The organism is Burkholderia ambifaria AMMD (genome assembly GCF_000203915.1).
Taxonomy (GTDB): Bacteria; Pseudomonadota; Gammaproteobacteria; order Burkholderiales; family Burkholderiaceae; genus Burkholderia; species Burkholderia ambifaria.
On sequence record NC_008390.1, the window covers coordinates 2,189,009 to 2,207,281 of the forward strand.

17 protein-coding genes and 1 pseudogene are annotated in these 18,273 nt (G+C 64.2%); 17 read left to right on the plus strand and 1 reads right to left on the minus strand.

The window, feature by feature from the left end; translation table 11 throughout:
- Window positions 1-13: 13 nt before the first annotated feature.
- Window positions 14-853, plus strand: a complete 840-nt coding sequence (locus BAMB_RS10040; RefSeq protein ID WP_011657234.1) for an MBL fold metallo-hydrolase — start codon at window positions 14-16, stop codon at window positions 851-853.
- Window positions 854-898: 45 nt separating this feature from the next.
- Here BAMB_RS10040 and BAMB_RS10045 read toward each other — a convergent pair whose 3' ends face one another.
- Complete coding sequence (locus BAMB_RS10045) at window positions 899-1,807, minus strand: LysR family transcriptional regulator (protein ID WP_175783426.1); 909 nt, start codon at window positions 1,805-1,807, stop codon at window positions 899-901.
- Between the two features lie 155 nt (window positions 1,808-1,962).
- Between BAMB_RS10045 and BAMB_RS10050 the strand changes: the two genes are divergently transcribed.
- From BAMB_RS10050 to trbL, 16 genes and pseudogenes are all read left to right on the plus strand, one after another.
- The gene (locus tag BAMB_RS10050; RefSeq protein ID WP_011657236.1) at window positions 1,963-2,667 is read left to right on the plus strand and encodes a type 1 glutamine amidotransferase domain-containing protein; all 705 of its coding nucleotides are present in this window, start codon (window positions 1,963-1,965) and stop codon (window positions 2,665-2,667) included.
- Between the two features lie 3 nt (window positions 2,668-2,670).
- Window positions 2,671-3,864, plus strand: coding sequence for an MFS transporter (locus BAMB_RS10055; RefSeq protein ID WP_011657237.1), 1,194 nt, complete (start codon window positions 2,671-2,673; stop codon window positions 3,862-3,864).
- 756 nt (window positions 3,865-4,620) lie between these two features.
- Window positions 4,621-4,888, plus strand: a pseudogene (locus BAMB_RS10060) (DUF3363 domain-containing protein); the annotation flags it as partial.
- A gap of 72 nt (window positions 4,889-4,960) precedes the next feature.
- Window positions 4,961-5,425 carry a MarR family winged helix-turn-helix transcriptional regulator gene (locus BAMB_RS10065; protein WP_011657239.1) on the plus strand — a complete coding sequence of 155 codons (465 nt, stop codon included), beginning with the start codon at window positions 4,961-4,963 and terminating at the stop codon, window positions 5,423-5,425.
- Window positions 5,422-7,707 carry an ATP-binding cassette domain-containing protein gene (locus BAMB_RS10070; protein ID WP_011657240.1) on the plus strand — a complete coding sequence of 762 codons (2,286 nt, stop codon included), beginning with the start codon at window positions 5,422-5,424 and terminating at the stop codon, window positions 7,705-7,707. Before BAMB_RS10065 ends, BAMB_RS10070 begins: the two co-directional genes overlap by 4 nt.
- 8 nt (window positions 7,708-7,715) lie before the next feature.
- A complete protein-coding gene (locus BAMB_RS10075; RefSeq protein WP_011657241.1) occupies window positions 7,716-8,657 on the plus strand; it encodes a LysR family transcriptional regulator in 942 nt (313 codons plus the stop codon).
- Window positions 8,657-8,920, plus strand: coding sequence for an EexN family lipoprotein (locus BAMB_RS10080; RefSeq protein WP_041491375.1), 264 nt, complete (start codon window positions 8,657-8,659; stop codon window positions 8,918-8,920). Before BAMB_RS10075 ends, BAMB_RS10080 begins: the two co-directional genes overlap by 1 nt.
- A 235-nt stretch (window positions 8,921-9,155) precedes the next feature.
- Window positions 9,156-11,153: a conjugal transfer protein TraG gene (locus tag BAMB_RS10085; protein ID WP_011657243.1), complete on the plus strand. Its 1,998-nt coding sequence runs from the start codon at window positions 9,156-9,158 to the stop codon at window positions 11,151-11,153.
- Entirely contained in the window at window positions 11,150-11,626 is a 477-nt protein-coding gene (locus BAMB_RS10090; RefSeq protein WP_011657244.1) for a CopG family transcriptional regulator, read from the plus strand. The genes BAMB_RS10085 and BAMB_RS10090 overlap by 4 nt, the downstream gene beginning before the upstream one ends.
- A complete protein-coding gene (gene trbB, locus BAMB_RS10095; RefSeq protein WP_011657245.1) occupies window positions 11,623-12,669 on the plus strand; it encodes a P-type conjugative transfer ATPase TrbB in 1,047 nt (348 codons plus the stop codon). Before BAMB_RS10090 ends, trbB begins: the two co-directional genes overlap by 4 nt.
- On the plus strand, window positions 12,666-13,049 hold the full coding sequence (locus BAMB_RS10100) for a TrbC/VirB2 family type IV secretion system protein (RefSeq protein WP_011657246.1): 384 nt from the start codon (window positions 12,666-12,668) through the stop codon (window positions 13,047-13,049). Before trbB ends, BAMB_RS10100 begins: the two co-directional genes overlap by 4 nt.
- Window positions 13,046-13,330, plus strand: a complete 285-nt coding sequence (locus BAMB_RS10105; RefSeq protein ID WP_011657247.1) for a VirB3 family type IV secretion system protein — start codon at window positions 13,046-13,048, stop codon at window positions 13,328-13,330. Before BAMB_RS10100 ends, BAMB_RS10105 begins: the two co-directional genes overlap by 4 nt.
- A 12-nt stretch (window positions 13,331-13,342) precedes the next feature.
- Window positions 13,343-15,793 (plus strand): conjugal transfer protein TrbE, encoded by a 2,451-nt coding sequence (gene trbE / locus BAMB_RS10110; RefSeq protein ID WP_011657248.1) that lies wholly within the window; start codon window positions 13,343-13,345, stop codon window positions 15,791-15,793.
- A complete protein-coding gene (gene trbJ / locus BAMB_RS10115; protein WP_011657249.1) occupies window positions 15,790-16,527 on the plus strand; it encodes a P-type conjugative transfer protein TrbJ in 738 nt (245 codons plus the stop codon). Before trbE ends, trbJ begins: the two co-directional genes overlap by 4 nt.
- An 11-nt stretch (window positions 16,528-16,538) precedes the next feature.
- Window positions 16,539-16,871 (plus strand): EexN family lipoprotein, encoded by a 333-nt coding sequence (locus BAMB_RS10120; RefSeq protein ID WP_011657250.1) that lies wholly within the window; start codon window positions 16,539-16,541, stop codon window positions 16,869-16,871.
- A complete protein-coding gene (gene trbL / locus BAMB_RS10125) occupies window positions 16,868-18,262 on the plus strand; it encodes a P-type conjugative transfer protein TrbL (protein WP_011657251.1) in 1,395 nt (464 codons plus the stop codon). The genes BAMB_RS10120 and trbL overlap by 4 nt, the downstream gene beginning before the upstream one ends.
- Window positions 18,263-18,273: the final 11 nt, after the last annotated feature.

The window sequence follows — 18,273 nt, forward strand, 5'->3', positions numbered from 1 at the left end:
AAGGAGCGCCGCAATGAACAAAATGAAATTTCCAGGTCAGCGGATCGGCGAGTTTTCGATCACGGCCATCAGTGACGGATACCTTTCCGCAAGTCTAGATCTTCTCTCCAATATCGATCCTATGGAGGCGTCCAAGTTGCAGCAGGACGCAGGCGTGAGCGACCCATCCTCGATTCACATCAACTGTTACCTGGTGCGTGGAAGGGGTCGCACGATCCTCATCGACGCGGGAGCTGGTGGGTTCAAGCAATGGGGTGGAAAGTTGATGGCGAATCTCGCACTTGCTGGTGTGCAGCCCTCTGACATTGACACCATTCTTCTGACCCATGCACATCCCGACCATGTTGGGGGGCTGCTTGACTCGTCAGGGGAAGCTGCCTTTCCCGATGCAGAGTTAGTCGTCCACCAGCGTGAGGTTTCTTTTTGGAAGGATGATGGCAACCTCAGCCGAGCGAGTGAGCGGGCTCGTGGCAACTTTCTGTTGGCCCGGAAGGTGTTCGATCAGTATCGGGAGAAGACGCGCACGTTCACTGATAGCGAAGTTCTCCCTGGCATTAGTGCGATGCCCCTTCTGGGACATACCGCAGGGCATTCCGGTTATCGCATCGAATCCGATGATCGTAGTCTGCTGGTTTGGGGGGATATCGTTCATTTCCCCCAGATCCAGATTGCTCGTCCCGAGGTATCCATTGCATTCGACCAAGATCCGATTCTCTCCGCCGAAACACGATCAAAACTGTTGGGTGTTGTTAGCTCGGACAAAATCCTTATTGCTGGCATGCACCTTGGCGAGCTTGGATTCGGGCACATCAAGCGCAAAGGTACGCTCTACGAGATTTTCTATGAAGCTTAGCGGCCGGTAGAGATGTCTGGGATCAGCCAGCAGCGGGGAATGAGATTAATGATCCCATGGTGCTTGCTGCCAGCGATCAAACAAAAAATCACTGAACGCCGTCAGCCGGCGCGGCACGGGTTCACGTCGCGCCCGCACGATGCTGATCTTGGAGGGCGTGGCTTCCCAGTCCGGCAACACGCGCACCAGCCGTCCGTCGCGCAACTCCTCGTGGATGTCCCAGGTTTCGCGCAGCGAGATACCCAGCCCGGCCAGACACCACGCATGCAGCACGTCGCCGTTGTCGCTGCAAAGCGTGCCGCTGACCGCGATCGGCTTTTCGCGCCGGCCCCTGCGCAGCGGCCAGATGCTTTGCAGCAGCCCCGGATAGGCGAACACCAGACAGTTATGCCGCTCCAGTTCTTCCGGCTGCGTGGGGCGGCCATGCGCTTTCAGGTAGTCGGGAGACGCCGCCAGGATGCGCCGGTTGTCGGCCACGCGACGCGCCACCAAACGCGAATCGGCCAACTCGCCCATGCGGATCGCCAGGTCGAGGTCGCCGCTGTACAGATCCTGCACCTGATCAGACAGGCGCAGGTCGAAACCGACCCTGGGATGCAGGCGGCAGAAATCGTGGATAGCCGGGGCCACGAACTTGCGCCCGAACGGCGTGGGCGCGGTCAGGCGGATGGTGCCGCTCAGTTCCTGGCTGCCGCCGGTCGCCAGTTCCTGGACTTCTTCCAGCACCGCCAGGGCGACCCGCGCCCGTTCGGCGATGGCGCGGCCTTCGCCGGTGATGCGCAGGTTGCGGGTGTTGCGCTCGAACAGCGTGGTGCCCAAGGCCTGCTCCAGCCGGGCGATCTGCTTGCTGACCGTCTTGGGTGCGAGGTGCAGGTCGCGTGCGGCGGCGGAAAAGCTTTGGCGCTCCACCACATGCACGAACACCGCCAGGTCATCGAGGTTGCGCAGGGCCATTTGGTTCATTCCGGGGAAAGTGTTTGTCTATTTTGGTCATTTAAAGGATATACCGGATTCACCAGAATGAGGTTCCTTACTTCGCATGCCGCAACGCGCACGCCTCCGCCGGAGGCGCTCGGCGGTGTGCTCGACTCGCTTGCAGGAGCCTTTCGATGACCCAACGCATTCTTTTCGTCCTGACCAGCCACGACCGCAAGGGACCGGCCGGCGCCGCCGACGCCGCGCCCAGCGGTTTCTATCTGTCCGAGGTCACGCATCCGCATCGGGTGTTGGCCGACGCCGGCCATGCGGTCGATTTCGTCAGCCCCAAGGGCGGCAAGACGCACGTCGATGGACTCGACCTGGACGATCCGATCAATGCCGCGTTCTGGAACAATGCGGCGCTACGCGGTGCCACCGAGAACGCCTTGGCACCCGCGCAGGTCGATCCCGACGCTTACGCCGCAATCTTCTACGCCGGCGGCCACGCGACGATGTGGGACTTCCCCGACAACGCCGAACTGTCGGCCATCGCGGCGCGTATCTACGAACGTGGCGGCGTGGTCGCTGCGGTCTGCCACGGCCCGGCCGGGCTGGTGAACCTCAAGCTGTCCGATGGTCGTTATCTTGTCGCGGGCAAGGACGTGTCGGCCTTCACCAACGACGAGGAACGCGCGGTCGGCCTGTACGACACCGTGCCGTTCCTGCTGGCCGATGCCCTGCAGGAACGCGGTGCGCGGCATGTGCCCGCGCCGAACTTCCAGGCGCAGGTCGTGGTAAGCGACAGACTGGTGACGGGCCAGAACCCCGCTTCGGCCAAGGGCGTGGCCGAAGCGATGCTGTCGCTGCTGGAAGCGGCATCCGTGGAGCGGGCCTAAGCCATGAACGAGCGCATGCCTTTCGTCATCTACGTCTTCGCGCTGTGCGCGTTCGCCCTGGGTTTCACCGAGTTCGTGACCATCGGCTTGGTGTCCACTATTTCCGCCGATCTGCATGCCAGCGTCGCCCAGGTCGGCACGGCGGTCACGGCCTATGCGCTGGGCGCGGTGATTGGTGCGCCGGGCCTGACCGCGCTGGCCACACGCTGGCCGCGCAAGCGGTTGCTGCTGGTGGCGATGGGACTGTTCACGCTGGGCAACGCGGTGGTCAGCCTGTCCGATGCGCTGACGCCGATGCTGGTCGCCCGCTTTGCCTCGGGCCTGGGGCATGGGGTGTTCCTCGCGGTGGCGTCCAGCGTCGCCACGCAACTGGCGGGCCGGCATCGGGCCGGGGCGGCAGTGGCCGTGGTATTTGGCGGCCTGACGCTGGCCCTGGCGCTGGGCGTTCCGCTCGGCACCTACCTGGGCAGCGTGTTGAGCTGGCAGGTCATCTTCATGGCAGTAGCCGCGAGCGGCGCGGTTGGCTTCCTGGGCCTGCTGGCCCTGATGCCGACGGATCGGGACGACGCCTCGGCGCAGGCCAACGCGATGGATGGCCTGAAAGCCATGTTCAATCCGCGTCTGCTGGCCGGGGCCGGCATTACCGTGCTGGCGTATGCGGGGTCGTTCGCGCTTTACACCTACATTTCGCCGATCCTGCTGCAGGTGACGAACGTCAGCGAGAGCACGGCCAGCCTGCTGATGCTGGGCTACGGCGTGATGGCCGCCATCGGCAACATCTGGGGCGGACGTCTGACCGACCGCAAGGGCGCGGACTTCGCGGTGATGACCGTACTGGTCGGCCTGGCTGTGGTGCTGTCGGCGATCTGGGCATCGGCACCGTCGTTGCCATTGATGGTGTTGCTGACGGGCCTGCTGGGTGCGCTGACCTATGCGGCGGTGCCGGCCTTGCAGGCGCGGGTGATCGGGCTGTCGCACATCCACGCGCCGCAGGCGCCGGCGGTGGCGGCTGGGCTGAACATCGCCGGCTTCAATGGCGGTATCGCGCTGGGTTCGCTGCTGGGCGGGGCCAGCCTGGAGGCGATGGGGCTGACCAGCACGGCCTGGGTCGGTGCGGTGGCCGTGGGCCTGGGGATCGTCTGGATGCTCTGGCAGATGCGAGGAAACTGCGCTCGACGCACCGAAGTCCCTGGATGAGGGTATAGCGATGCAGCTTCGTCAATTTCGTTTCTTTCGGACTGTAGGCGAGGAACTTCACTTCGCGCACGCGGCCGCCCAGCGTTGGTTCCAACCGTCACTGTCCCGCATCCCACGGCGCTTCCAACCATTGTTTGGCCAGGAAATCAACAAAAGCGCCGATCCGAAGATGCACCGGGTCGCGCAGGACGCGCACGAGTGCGCCGCCGCGCAGTTCGTCGGCGACGTCCTAGGTCTCGCGCAGAAAATTCCCCATCCCGGCTACGCTCCATGCCCACAGAGCATCGCCATTGTCGCTGCGCAGATCCCCATGACGTCCATCACTTCGTTTCTGCCGCCTCGGCCGCTGTGCTTGACCGTCCAACGGTTCAACCGTAGGCCGGAATGGGCAAACAGCAGGCATGGCTGGTGCAACTCGCGGGGGGGTGAGGGCGCGCCCGCTTTTCGCAGATCGTCCGGTGGCTCCACCAGAATTCGCCGACTGTCGGCCAGGTCAATATCACCGCCGTGCAGATCGACCACACGGTCGCTCAACTGTAAGTCGAAGCACTGCCGCGGATCACGCTCGCGGAATGCAGCGATGACCGGCGCCAGGTAACGCACCGCGAGCCGTCACGCGCAACACGCCCGTCTCCGTCGAGGCGGCCTGCCGGGCCACGTCGTTGGCCTCGTCCAGCAACGCCAGGGCCGGGCGGGCGCGCTCGGTGAAGGCGAGGCCCTCCGCAGTGATGCGCAGGTGTCGCGTTTTTGCGCTTGAAAGCAGCGAAGGACATTGCTGCTATCACGGGCCTGGAGCATCGCCCAGTGGCAGACGGGCAGCGCGTGGTCGGGCATCTACCGGCGCTCGAACATGCTGGCGAGCGGACGCTACGCGATGTTCGATGACGGCATGGGATTCAGTTTGATGCCGTGGCGGCCAGTTATTGAACAGTGGTTGGGACAGAAGATCGCCGCGACGGTGCGCGGGGGGAGCGTCATGAAAAAGATTGGGCGGCAGTTCGGAAAACCACATGATTTCCATTAGGAAACCATATTGGGTACAATCGCCGTGACTTCACTCGTATCAAGTTGTATTTGAGAAACTTGTAGGAATTTCATGACCACTATTCCAGCCAACGAAGACCCTGGCGTTTTGGAGAACGCGCTCTCGCATCTCCAATGTATTCTTGTTGCGCGCCGCACCCGCTATACGCCCGAGGCTGTCAGTTGGGCTCAGTACGACATTCTTGAACTTCTGCGCCTGCAAGGCCCCATGACACCTTCGCTGCTGGGCGACAAGCTGGGTTCAGCTCGTACCGGCATATCCAAGTCTTTGCGTGTGCTCAAGGATCTCAATCTGGTGGAGCAAATGCAGGGAGACGGGGATCGTCGCGAGCAGGTCACCACGCTGACGCGGCAAGGACGCGATTTCCTCGTGCGTGCCGCCACGGGCAGGCGTGACGCTGCACAGTGCGTCATGGCGGCACTGACGCCTGGTGAGCAGGCCATGTTCACGGAGCTTTGCGAGAAAGCCAGCGCTGCATTGACCTCCCATGCCTCCGAACAGGGGACACGCGCATGAGCCCCGTACACACCCCGTACCAGGACATGGAGATCATCGGCGCGCGCAACAACAACCTACGCAGCGTTACCGTGAAGGTTCCCAAGCACTGCATCACAGTGTTCACCGGTGTGTCCGGCTCAGGAAAGTCCTCATTGGTGTTTGACACGATCGCGGCTGAATCCCAGCGTCAGCTCAACGAAAGCCACAGTGCGTTCGTGCGACATCGTCTGCCGCACTACGGCCAACCGCAGGCCGATGCCTTGCGCAATTTGCCCGCATCCATCGTGGTTGATCAGAAGCCGCTGGGCGGCAATGCGCGCTCGACAGTGGGGACGGCCACCGACATACAACCTTTGCTGCGGCTATTATTCTCGCGCCTGGGCGAGCCATTCGTGGGCTATTCCAATGTGTTTTCGTTCAATCACCCGCAGGGGATGTGCCCGACCTGCCAGGGGCTGGGCATGGTCGACGAGCTTGACCTCGATCTCCTGTTCGACCGCAACAGGTCCCTGAACCAAGGAGCAATCCGGTTTCCTACGTTCGCCCGCGGCACATTCCGCTGGAAGCGCTACGCTTACTCAGGCTTGTTTGATTGCGACAAACCACTCGCCGACTACACCTCGGACGAATGGCAAATTTTGCTGTATGCAGACGATCTTGCCGTGAGCAATCCGCTGCCCGGATGGCCATCATCGGCGCGATTTCAGGGCGTCGTTCCGCGCTTTCGTCGAGCCTATCTGGATCATGAGCCCAGTCGCCTGACCCAGGCAGAACGTGAAGGGCTCGCTCATGTCATCACTCGCCAACGGTGCCAAGCTTGTGGTGGCACCCGCCTCAATCCGACCATCCTCTCTTGCAAGATTAAGGGAAAATCCATCGCGGACTGCACCAGTCTGGAGATATCCGATCTGCTGATCTTCATCCGGACGATAGATTCGGAAGCCATCGCTACGGTGCTGACAGCCATTGTTGAGAGGCTGGAGCAGATGCGCGCTATCGGCCTGGACTATCTCAGTCTGGGCCGTGAAACCGCGAGCCTATCGGGCGGCGAGTCCCAGCGCGTGAAGATGGTTCGCCATCTTGGCAGCAGTCTGGCCGACATCGCCTACATCTTCGATGAACCCAGCGTTGGACTGCATCCAAGCGATGTTCACCAACTCAACACGTTGTTGCGTAGCCTGCGTGACAAAGGTAATACAGTCCTGGTGGTGGAGCACGATCCAGATGTCATCGCCATTGCCGATCATGTGGTGGATATGGGGCCGGGCGCCGGGAAGGATGGCGGCCATGTGGTGTACCAAGGCGATTACGCAGGTTTGCAGCAGGCCGATACCCTGACGGGGCGTTGCCTGCAACGGGTTGCGCCGATGAAACGCGAGCCGCGCTCTGCTACGGGACAGATCGCCTTGCAACGCCTTTCGCTGCACAACCTGCGAGATGTCAGCGTATCCATACCTACCGGTGTTCTGACGGTAGTGACGGGTGTCGCTGGCTCCGGCAAGAGCACGCTTGTCAACCGCCTACTGCTCCGCCATTGCCCGGATGCCATCCTGATCGATCAGAGAGGTTTGGGAGGAACGCGGCGCTCGTCTGTCTCAAGCTATATCGGTGTGCTTGACAAGATTCGCTCAGGCTTCGCGCAAGCCAGCGACCAGCCCGCCAGCTTGTTCAGCAATAACGCCCAGGGGGCTTGCCCAGCCTGCAAAGGGCTGGGCTTAGTCCAGACCGACTTGGCTTTCATGGACAGCGTGGAAACGCCTTGTGATGCCTGCAGTACTACAGGATTCAACGAGGCGGCACGGGCGATTACCTGGATGGGCTGCAATATTGCCCAAGTGCTCGCATTCTCTGCGGAACAGGCGCTGCGGCATTTCCAATCCTGCCAAGACATCGTTGAGCCATTGCACCGACTCTCCAATGTCGGATTGGGCTATCTAGCGTTGGGACAGCGACTAAACACTCTGTCAGGCGGTGAGCGCCAACGTCTGAAACTGGCATCCCGATTGGCTGAAGTAAGCAGCTTGTATGTTCTTGACGAGCCGACGTCTGGTCTGCATATGTCCGATGTTGATCGGTTGCTTGCCATCCTTGATGACCTCACGCAGCGGGGTGCCACCGTCATCGTGGTCGAACACAACCTGGATGTCATGGCCCATGCTGACTGGTTGATCGAGATGGGCCCAGGCGCAGGCAAGAAAGGCGGAAAAGTCATCTTCGAGGGTTTGCCTACGGCAATGATCAGCGCCCCGGAATCTGTAACGGGGCCATTCCTTTGGCGCCATTTGAATGGGCAACTGTGAGGTGACGCATGGAACTTCGGCACCTGCGTTGCTTCCTTGCCGTCGCCGAAGAGCTGCATTTCGCCCGTGCGGCGGAGAAATTGCATGTCGAGCAATCGCCTTTATCGCGGGCCATCAAGGAACTGGAAGAAGAACTGGGCGTGGTGCTGTTTGCGCGAACTACGCGCAGCACTCGGTTGACCCGTGCGGGCAAGCTGTTTTTAGAGCATGTGCCGCGCGTCTTCTCTGCCTTGCAGCAGGCCCGCGACAGCGTGAAGGCAGCGGCCAACGGCTTCCACAGCCAATTGCGCGTTGCGCTGTCCGACGGCATGACGCCCTCACGTCTGCCGGCTTTGCTGGCGCTCTGTCGGCAGGAGGAGCCCGAAGTCGAAATCCGTTTCTTTGAGGTGCCGCTGGCGCAACAGATCAAAGGGCTGTACGGCGATCTGTACGACGTAGGCTTCGCCCGCGCCGATGAAGTCGGCGATGGCCTCATTGCCGAGCCGGTATGGAGTGATCCTCTGATGGTGGCCGTGCCGGCACGGCATCCCCTGCTGGCCCACAAGCGCATCCCTTTGGAAGAATTGCTGCGCTATCCCCTGGTGCTGTGCGATCCGCAAGCGTGCGAGGGCCATGCCCGGCAGGTGGATCGTGTGCTGCGCCGTGTGGACATGGAACCGCTGGTGGCTGAACGGGTGGCGTCCTGCGACCTGATGATGGCGCTGGTGTCCGCAGGCATCGCTCTGGGGCTGACGGGCTGCGCGCACATCTTGGCCAGCCAGGAACCTGGCGTAGTGGCACGGCCACTGACAGGCCGCTCACCGTTGCTGACGACCTACTTGCTGCGTCCGGAAGGCGAGCCTTCGGAAATGCTCGCCCGCTTCATCGACCGTGTGCAGGCCATCGAATCACCCGAAGGTAGCAGGCCCACGCCGGGTCTTGATGCCGACTCTCTGGAGGAACCCGCATGATGAGAAACTCCATTCCGTTCCTGCTGGCCGTGGCATTAACCGCTTGCGGCCAATCGGAAACGCCCAAGCAGGCCGAGGTGTCGACCGTGGAGGAACTGGCCGCCGATCCGGCACTGCTGAAGGAGCTGCGCCAGCAGTGCAAGACTGATCGCGCCAGGCTTGGCGACGTGCTGTGCAATCGAGTTGCCGAGGCTACGCGCAAGCGGTTCTACGGCGATGGAAAGACCCCGTATACGCCGCCGAAGGAACAGCCTAAGTTCTGATCGCGGGCGATTCCAAAAAATATTCTGTTTTCTCGCTATACACGCCGCAATGCGCCTTCGCTTGCGGCGTTTTTCTTTGGCTCGACGCTGCGCGAATTCTTCCTTTTTTCTAGACCTTTCTCCCGATAACGGTCTTTGACCGGCACCGACCCTGCACCGATTCTCGCGTCATGCGGCACGTCCTTGTGCCGCGTGTGAACGAGGAATCAGCGCAGAGGAAATCGGAGGCCAGTCAATGCAAGCTCAGGGCGTGTTGTTCGGGCAGATCGCGGTTGTTTTCAGCATCGTGATCGCCGGTGTGTGGAGTGCAACGCAATGGACAGCCGCCGCTCTGGCCTACCAACTACGCCTTGGCTCGCCCTGGTTCGATTTCTTCGGAATGCCGGTCTATCACCCCTGGCGGCTGTTCGAGTGGTGGTTCTTCTTCGATGCCTACGCGCCGCACGTCTTCGATATAGGCGGCGCCATTGCGGGCGGCAGCGGCCTGGTGGCCGTGGTGGTCGCCATCGCCATGTCGGTGTGGCGCTCGCGGCAATCGCGCCTGGTCACGACCTATGGCTCAGCACGTTGGGCCAACACCGCCGACATTCGCAAAGCCGGGTTGATGCAGCCTGCCGGCGTCCTTCTCGGCCTCCATGACGGACAGTACCTGCGCCATGAAGGCCCGGAACACGTCCTGACCTTCGCGCCCACGCGCTCTGGCAAAGGCGTGGGCCTGGTGGTGCCGACGCTGCTGTCATGGCCTGCCTCGGCCGTCATCCACGACATCAAGGGCGAGAACTGGCAGATCACCGCCGGCTGGCGTTCGCGCTTCTCGCATTGCCTGCTGTTCAACCCCACCGATGCGAAGTCAGCCGCGTACAACCCGCTGCTGGAGGTACGGCGAGGCGCTCATGAAGTGCGCGACGTACAGAACATCGCGGACATCCTTGTCGATCCCGAAGGGGCGCTGGAGAAGCGCAATCACTGGGAGAAGACCAGCCATGCGCTGCTGGTCGGCGCCATCCTGCATGTGCTCTACGCCGGCGAAGACAAGACGCTGCGCGGCGTCGCCAACTTCCTCTCCGATCCTGCGTGCCCGTTCGAGCTGACGCTGCATCGGATGATGACGACGAAGCACCTGGGCGATGCACCGCACACGGTTGTCGCGTCCGCCGCGCGTGAAGTGCTCAACAAGTCGGACAACGAGCGGTCGGGCGTGCTCTCGACTGCGATGAGCTTCTTGGGCTTGTACCGCGACCCCACGGTGGCCGAGGTCACCTCACGCTGCGACTGGCGCATCGCCGACCTGATCGCGTCCGAGTCACCCGTGTCGCTGTACCTGGTGGTGCCGCCTTCGGACATCAGCCGCACCAAGCCGTTGATCCGGCTCATCTTGAACCAGATCGGGCGACGCCTCACCGAATCGCTCGATGGCAGAGACGGCATCGAACGCCGCCACAAGCTGTTGCTGATGCTCGATGAGTTTCCGGCGCTGGGCCGGCTCGACTTCTTCGAGACGGCGCTTGCCTTCATGGCCGGCTACGGCATCCGCAGCTTCCTCATCGCACAGTCGCTCAACCAGATCGACAAAGCCTACGGCCAGAACCATTCGATTCTGGACAACTGCCATGTCCGGGTGACGTTCGCCACGAACGATGAACGCACGGCCAAACGCATTTCAGAGACCTTGGGTACGGCGACCGAACTGCGCGCGCAGCGCAACTACGCCGGCCACCGGCTCGCGCCGTGGCTCGGGCATCTCATGGTGTCGCGGCAGGAGACGGCCCGCCCGCTGCTCACCCCTGGCGAAGTGATGCAGCTCCCGCCCGATGAATCCGTGGTGATGGTGTCCAGCGTGGCGCCGATCAAGGCCAAGAAGCTGCGCTACTACGCCGACACCAATTTCAAACAGCGGGTACTACCACCGCCTGCGCTTGCGGCCGGGCGGTACGCCGACGTGCCACCGACCCGCGCCGACGACTGGAGCGGCCTGGCGATTCCGGCCGTGCCCGCCGCATCGGCCACGGCATCCGCCGATGACCTGGGCGGCACCGATGACGGCGGTCCGCGCCGCCAACCCGAACTCTCCGAATCCGTCGCTTACGACCCCGAGCTGGATCCGCCCGATGACCTGGCGCTGCTCGATGACGACGACGACTTGCCGCTGCCGCTTCCCGGCCAGCTTGACCTGGCCATGCAGCGCACGGCGCGGCTGGCCTCCCTCGACCCCAACGACGGAATCGACTTATGAGCCAATACCGCCTCAACCTGTTCATCCAACACGAGCACGCCAAGCGGCTGGAAGAACTGGCCGCCAAGAAAGGCGTGTCCAAGTCGTCCATCGTCGCGGCAGCGCTGGCGTCCTGGCTGTCGCCGGACGCGGGCGACCAGCGCGAGGCCGCCATCGCCAAGCGACTGGATCGCCTGTCGCGGCAGACCGAACGACTGGAGCGCGACCAGAACATCCAGATCGAAACGCTGGCGCTGTTCATCCGCTACTTCCTGACTGTCAGCACGCCGGTTCCCGAGGCGCATCAGGACGCAGCCCGTGCCCAGGGCAAGGCGCGTTTCGAGCAGTTCATCGAACAGCTCGGCAGGCACCTGCTGCGCGGCCGCAGTCTGGTGCGCGACGTGGTGGAAGAACTGCACCCGGACCCGATGCGGATGGATGACGCGGCGGCGGTGGCCGAAGCCCATGAACGTGCTGCGGAGCGTGCCTCATGAGCGCCGTTCCACAGATCCCGCCAGAACCACGCTCGTCGGCCACCACTTCACAGAATCGCCGCATCCAGATGCTGCGCACGGCAATGGGGCCGCTGATCGCCGCCGCGCTCGAAGACCCGGACGTGGTGGAAATCATGCTCAACCCCGACCGCAGCCTATGGGTCGATCGGCTGTCGTCGGGCCGTGCGCCGCTGGGCGTCGAACTGCCCGAGGCCGATGGCGAACGCATCATTCGCCTGGTGGCCGCCCACGTCGGTGCAGAGGTGCATCGCGGCCGACCATTGCTGACCGCCGAGCTGCCCGAAACCGGCGAGCGGTTCGAGGGCATCCTGCCCCCGGCCGCACCCGGCCCGGCCTTCGCGCTGCGCAAGCGCGCCGTGAGCATCATCGGCCTGGATCGCTACGTCGCCGACGGCATCCTGACTGCCGGCCAGGCCGACTTCCTGCGCCGCGCCGTGCGCGAGCGCCAGAACATCCTGATCGCCGGCGGCACCAGTACCGGCAAGACCACGCTCGCCAACGCGCTGCTGGCCGAGATCGCCGCCACCGGTGACCGCGTGCTGGTGCTCGAAGACACCATCGAGCTGCAATGCGCCGCCCGCGACCATGTGCCGCTGCGCACGCGCGCGGGCGTGGTGTCGATGCAGGAGCTGGTGCGCGCCACGATGCGCCTGCGCCCCGACCGCGTGATCGTCGGCGAGGTGCGCGGCGGCGAGGCGCTTGATCTCATCAAGGTGTGGGGCACCGGCCACCCCGGCGGCATCGCCACGATTCACGCCGGTTCCGCCTTGGGCGCGCTGCTGCGCCTGGAGCAACTGATTCTCGAAGTGGCGGTGAATCCGCCGCGCGCGTTGATCGCCGAGGCCATCAACGTCGTCATCCACATCGCCGGGCGTGGCCGCAAGCGCCACGTCGAAAGCATCGCACGCGTCGTCGGTTTCGACGGCGCGGGCTATCGCATGGCGGATGCGCTGGAAATGCCGTTTCCCGAGCTGCCGCCAGTTCCTTCCCCGTCCCCTGAACCCTCTGGAGAACTGCCATGACGCAGATGCACATTCATGCTTTCCGCATTTCCGTAAATCCGGCTTCGGCCTTCGCACGCCTGCGTCGCCTGGCCGCGCCGGCGCAGCACGGCCTGATGCTGGCCGCCGTCATGCTGATGACGGCTGGCACCGCGCAGGCCGCCGGTTCCTCGATGCCCTGGGAAGGGCCACTAACCTCCATCCTCGAATCCATCCAGGGGCCGGTGGCACGCATCGTCGCGGTCATCATCATTATTTCCACCGGCCTGGCGCTGGCCTTCGGCGATACCAGCGGCGGCTTCCGCAAGCTGATCCAGATCGTCTTCGGCCTGTCCATCGCGTTCGCAGCTTCGAGCTTCTTCCTGTCGTTCTTCAGCTTCTCCGGCGGGGCCGTCGTATGACCGCCGCCAACGAAGGAGCGCCGGCCTTCGCGTCCGGTTTCGAGATCCCGCTGCATCGCTCACTGACCGAGCCGATCCTGCTGGGCGGTGCGCCGCGCACCGTGGCGATTGCCAACGGCACGCTGGCCGCCGCCGTCGGGCTGGGCCTGCAATTGTGGATTCCCGGTGTGGTGCTGTGGATCGTCGGCCATTCGCTGGCGGTGTGGGGCGCGCGCGTCGATCCGCAGTTCATGCAGGTCTTCGCCCGGCACATCAAGCACAAGCCGCTGCTGGACGTGTAGGGGGACGCCGCCATGCTGAACCTTGCCGAATACCGCCAGCGCCCGGCCTTGCTCGCCGACTGGCTTCCGTGGGCCGGCTTGATCGCGCCGGGCGTGGTGCTGAACAAGGATGGCAGTTTCCAGCGTACAGCGCGCTTTCGCGGGCCTGATCTGGACAGCGCCACGCAAGGCGAACTGATCGCCACATCGGCGCGTCTCAACAACGCGCTTCGCCGCCTGGGTTCGGGCTGGGCCCTGTTCATTGAGGCCGAACGCCGCCCGGCGGCGGACTACCCGCATTCCGATTTCCCCGAGCCGCTGTCCTGGCTCGTGGACGAGGAACGCCGCGCCGCCTTCGAGGAATCGGGGCATCACTTCGAGAGCGGCTATCACCTGACGCTGGCGCACCTGCCGCCCGAGGAATCACGCGCCCGCGCGGCCAAGCTGCTCTACGAGAACGCGCCCGGCGATGGCGTGGATTGGCATGGCCGGCTCGATGCCTTCGTGGCGGAAACCGATCGTGTTTTCGACTTGCTCGATGGCGTGATGCCGGAGATCGCCCGGCTCGATGACGCCCAGACGCTGACCTACCTGCACGCCACGGTGTCCACGCGGCGCTACCGCGTGGGCGTACCTGAAGTGCCGTTCCATATCGACGCGCTGCTGGCCGACTCCGCGCTGGTCGGCGGCCTGGCGCCCACGCTGGGCGACCAGCACCTGCGCGTGGTGTCGGTGCGGGGCTTTCCGACCTCGACCTGGCCGGGCCTGCTGGACGACCTCAACCGCCTGGGCTTTGCCTATCGCTGGAGCACGCGCTTTCTCTGCCTGGACAAAGCCGAAGCAGAAAAGGAACTCGGCCGCCTGCGCCGCCAGTGGTTTGCCAAGCGCAAGAACGTCGTCGCGCTGCTGCGCGAAACCATCTTCCAGCAGGAAAGCCCGCTGGTCGATACCGACGCGAGCAACAAGGCGGCCGACGCGGATGCCGCGATGCAGGAGCTGGGTGGCGATCAGGTCGCCTTCGGTTACTTCACTGCCACGGTGACGGTGCTCGATGCCGATTCAGCCGCGGCCGACGAAAAGCTGCGCATGGTGGAGCGCGTCATCCAGGGCCGGGGTTTCGTGACCATCCCCGAGACGTTGAATGTCGTGGATGCGTGGCTGTCGTCCATCCCCGGCAATGCCTACGCGAATGTCCGCCAGCCCATCGTCTCGACGCTGAACTTGGCGCACATGATGCCGCTGTCTGCGGTGTGGGCCGGGCCGGAGAAGAACGACCACCTCGACGGCCCGCCGCTGATCGTCACCCGCACCGATGGTGCGACGCCGTTCCGGCTGGTGACACACATCGGCGACGTCGGCCACACGCTGGTCGCCGGGCCGACCGGCATGGGCAAGTCGGTGTTGCTTGCCATTCTGGTGCAGCAATTCCGCCGCTATCGCGGCTCTCGCGTGTTCGCTTTCGATATGGGCCGCTCGATGCGCGCCACCATCCTGGGCCTGGGCGGCGAGCACTACGACCTGGGTGCCGATGGCGGCATTGCCTTCCAGCCGCTCGCGCGTATCGACCGGGAAAGCTATCGCTCCTGGGCGGGGGAATGGGTGGAAGGCCGCCTGCTGCATGAGGGCGTGACGGTCGGCCCGGACGAGAAGGCGGTCATCTGGTCGGCGCTGGGCAGCTTGACCGGTGCGCCGGTCGAGCAACGCACGTTGACCGGGTTATCAGTACTGCTGCAATCGAACGCGCTACGGCAGGCACTCGCGCCTTATGTGCTCGGTGGCGCGCACGGCAAGCTACTGGACGCGGACACCGATCGTCTCGGCTTCGGTGACGTACAGGGCTTCGAGATGGAAGAACTGATGCACAGCCCCGCCGCCGTGCAAGCGGTGCTGCGCTACCTGTTCGCCCGCTTCGATGAGCGTTTCGACGGTGCGCCCACGCTGCTGATTCTGGATGAGGCGTGGCTGTTCCTCGATGAGCCGTCTTTCGCCGCGCGCATTCGCCAATGGTTGAAGACGCTGCGCAAGAAAAACGTGTCGGTGATCTTCGCCACGCAGTCGCTCGCCGATATCAAGGATTCGAGCATTGCGCCCGCGATCATCGAGAGCTGCCCGAGTCGGATTTTTCTCCCCAATCCGCAGGCCACCGAGCCGCAGATTCGCACGATCTACGAGGGCTTCGGCCTCAACAGCCGGCAAATCGAAATCGTCGCTACCGCCCAGCCCAAGCGCGACTACTACTACCAATCGCGCCTCGGCAATCGCCTGTTCGACCTTGATCTGGGTCCAGCCGCACTCGCCTTCGCGGGTGCATCTACTCCGCAAGACCAACGCGACATGGATCGCGTGCTGACGCAGGCCGGCGCTCCCGGCTTCGCCGGTGCGTGGCTGCGCCATCGCGGCCTCGACTGGGCCTCCGACCTGTTGCCGTCCTCACCGGCGGCCGCTTCGTTCCTCAACTCCCAACCACTGGAGGTTTCGCCATGAAGATCCGTGTGCTTTCCGCTTCGCTCGCCGCCGCGCTGGCCGGCTCGCTGATGCTCGCTCAGCCGGCGGCGGCGCTGACCTTCGTTGATCCCGTCAACTTGGTGCAGAACACGCTGACCGCCATCCGCACCCTTGAGCAGATCAACAATCAGATCAATCAGCTTCAGAACGAAGCGCAGATGTTGATGAACCAGGCGCGCAACTTGGCGAATCTCGATTTCAACATCGTCAACCGCCTGCGCTCCACGCTCGCCAGCACCGAACGCCTGATCGTCGAGGCGCAGGGACTGGCCTACGACGTGCAGAGCATGGATGCCACGTTCGCCCGTCTGTACCCGGAGCAGTACGCCGCGACCATCAGCGGCGACCGCATGGCGCAGGACGCCCGCGAACGCTGGAAGAACACGCTCGATGGCCTGCATACCGCGATGCGGATGCAGGCACAGGTGTCGCAGAACCTGGCACAAGACGAAAGCGCACTGGCCGATCTGGTCAGCCAGAGCCAGTCCGCCACCGGCGCCTTGCAGGCGCAGCAGGCGACCAACCAGCTTCTTGCCTTGCAGGCCAAGCAGTCCATCCAGTCCCAGCAACTCCAGATCACGCAAGACCGCGCGGCCTCGCTGGAACTGGCGCGGCAGGCGGCGGCCACCGAGCGCGCCCGCGAAGTGCGGCGGCGCTTCCTTCGCAGCGGCACGCCGTACACGCCGCAGTCCATCAATTTCTACAACAACTGACGGAGGCGGCCATGCGATGCGCTCCCGTCTTGTCGGTTTCGCTGCTGGCCGTGCTGCTGACCGCTTGCGGCCAGCAGTCGGCCGAGAGCCTGGTCGACGCCTTGACCGCCGATCCCGTGCGGCTCAAGGCGTTGCGTGCGCAGTGCGCGGACGGCCGGCAGGCCGTGGGCGAAGACGACTGCCGCGCCGCCGCCGAAGCCTTCCGGCGGCGCTTCTTCTCCGGCCAGGCCGGGCCGGATGAATACCGGACGCTAGCCGAGCTGCCGCCGATTCCAGCGAGCTTCGATGAACCCGACGACCGCGACGAGACGGCGGCTTTGCCTGCCTTGGAGGACGCGCCATGAACGACGTGACCATCATCGACCGATTCCTCGATACGTTCTCGCGCTACATCGACTCCGGGTTCGGGCTGCTGCAAGGCGAAGTGGCGTTCCTGACAGCCACGCTGATCGTCATCGACATGACCATCGCCGGCCTTTATTGGGCCATGAGCCACGCCACCGGCCAGGGCGAGGACGTGATCGCCAAGCTGCTGCGCAAGGTGCTCTACGTCGGTGCCTTCGCCTACATCATCGGCAACTTCAACTGGCTGGCCGGGATCGTTTTCCGCTCGTTCGCCGGCCTGGGCCTGACGGCCACCGGCTCGGCCATGACGATGGAGAACTTTCTTCAGCCGGGCCGGCTGGCCAAGACCGGTATCGACGCGGGCGCACCGATTCTGGAGCAGATCGGCGACATGGCGGGCTTCCCCGAAGTCTTCGTGAACATCGACCCCATCGTGGTGATGTTCCTCGCCTGGCTCACCGTCATCCTGTGTTTCTTCGTGCTGGCGATCCAGCTTTTCATCACGCTGATCGAGTTCAAGCTGACCACGCTCGCGGGCTTCGTGCTGGTGCCGTTCGCGCTTTGGAACAAGACCTCGTTTCTCGCCGAAAAGGTTCTCGGCAATGTGGTGTCGTCGGGCATCAAGGTCTTGGTGCTGGCCGTCATCGTCGGCATCGGCTCGGGCCTGTTCGCGGAGTTCCAGGTTCATCCCGACGAGCCTTCCATCGACCACGCCCTTGTCGTGATGCTGGCCTCGCTCGCGTTGCTGGCGCTGGGCATCTTCGGCCCCGGCATCGCCACGGGTCTGGTGTCCGGTGCGCCGCAGCTTGGCGCAGGCGCGATGGCGGGTGCCGCCGTTGGTGCCGCCGGCACGGCCGTTGCCATCGGCGCCGCCGCGACTGGCTTGGGCGGTGCGGTCGTGGCCGGGGCACGCATGGCGCCTGCTGCCGCCAAGCTGGCTGGTGCCGGTGCGCGTGCCGCCACCTCGGCGGCCGGCAGCGCACGCTTGGCGTTCCAGGCCGGTTCCGCCGCTGCGGGCGGCGGCGCCAGGGGCGCAATGGCCGGCTCGAGCAATGTCGCCAAGACCGGCGCGCAGTCTTTCGGGCGCAGCGCTGCATCCGGGGCTTCCGGCGCTGCGCAGAAGATGACCGGCTCTTTCCGTGCTGGATGGAACGGTACAGAGGCCGGTGGCGGCGCTGCGTCCGGTGCGGCTGGCTCCGGTCAGGCGGCCGCAGGCGAAGCCACAGACAGCGCCGCCAGCTCGCAGAAGCAAGAGCAGCCCGCCTGGGCCAAGCGGATGCACCGCCGCCAGCAGATCACCCATGCCGCGACCACTGCCGCACACACGTTGCGCGGTGGCGATGGCGGCGGCTCCGGGCAAGGCCCGAGCCTGCGCGGCTCCGACGACTAAAGCGATTCACA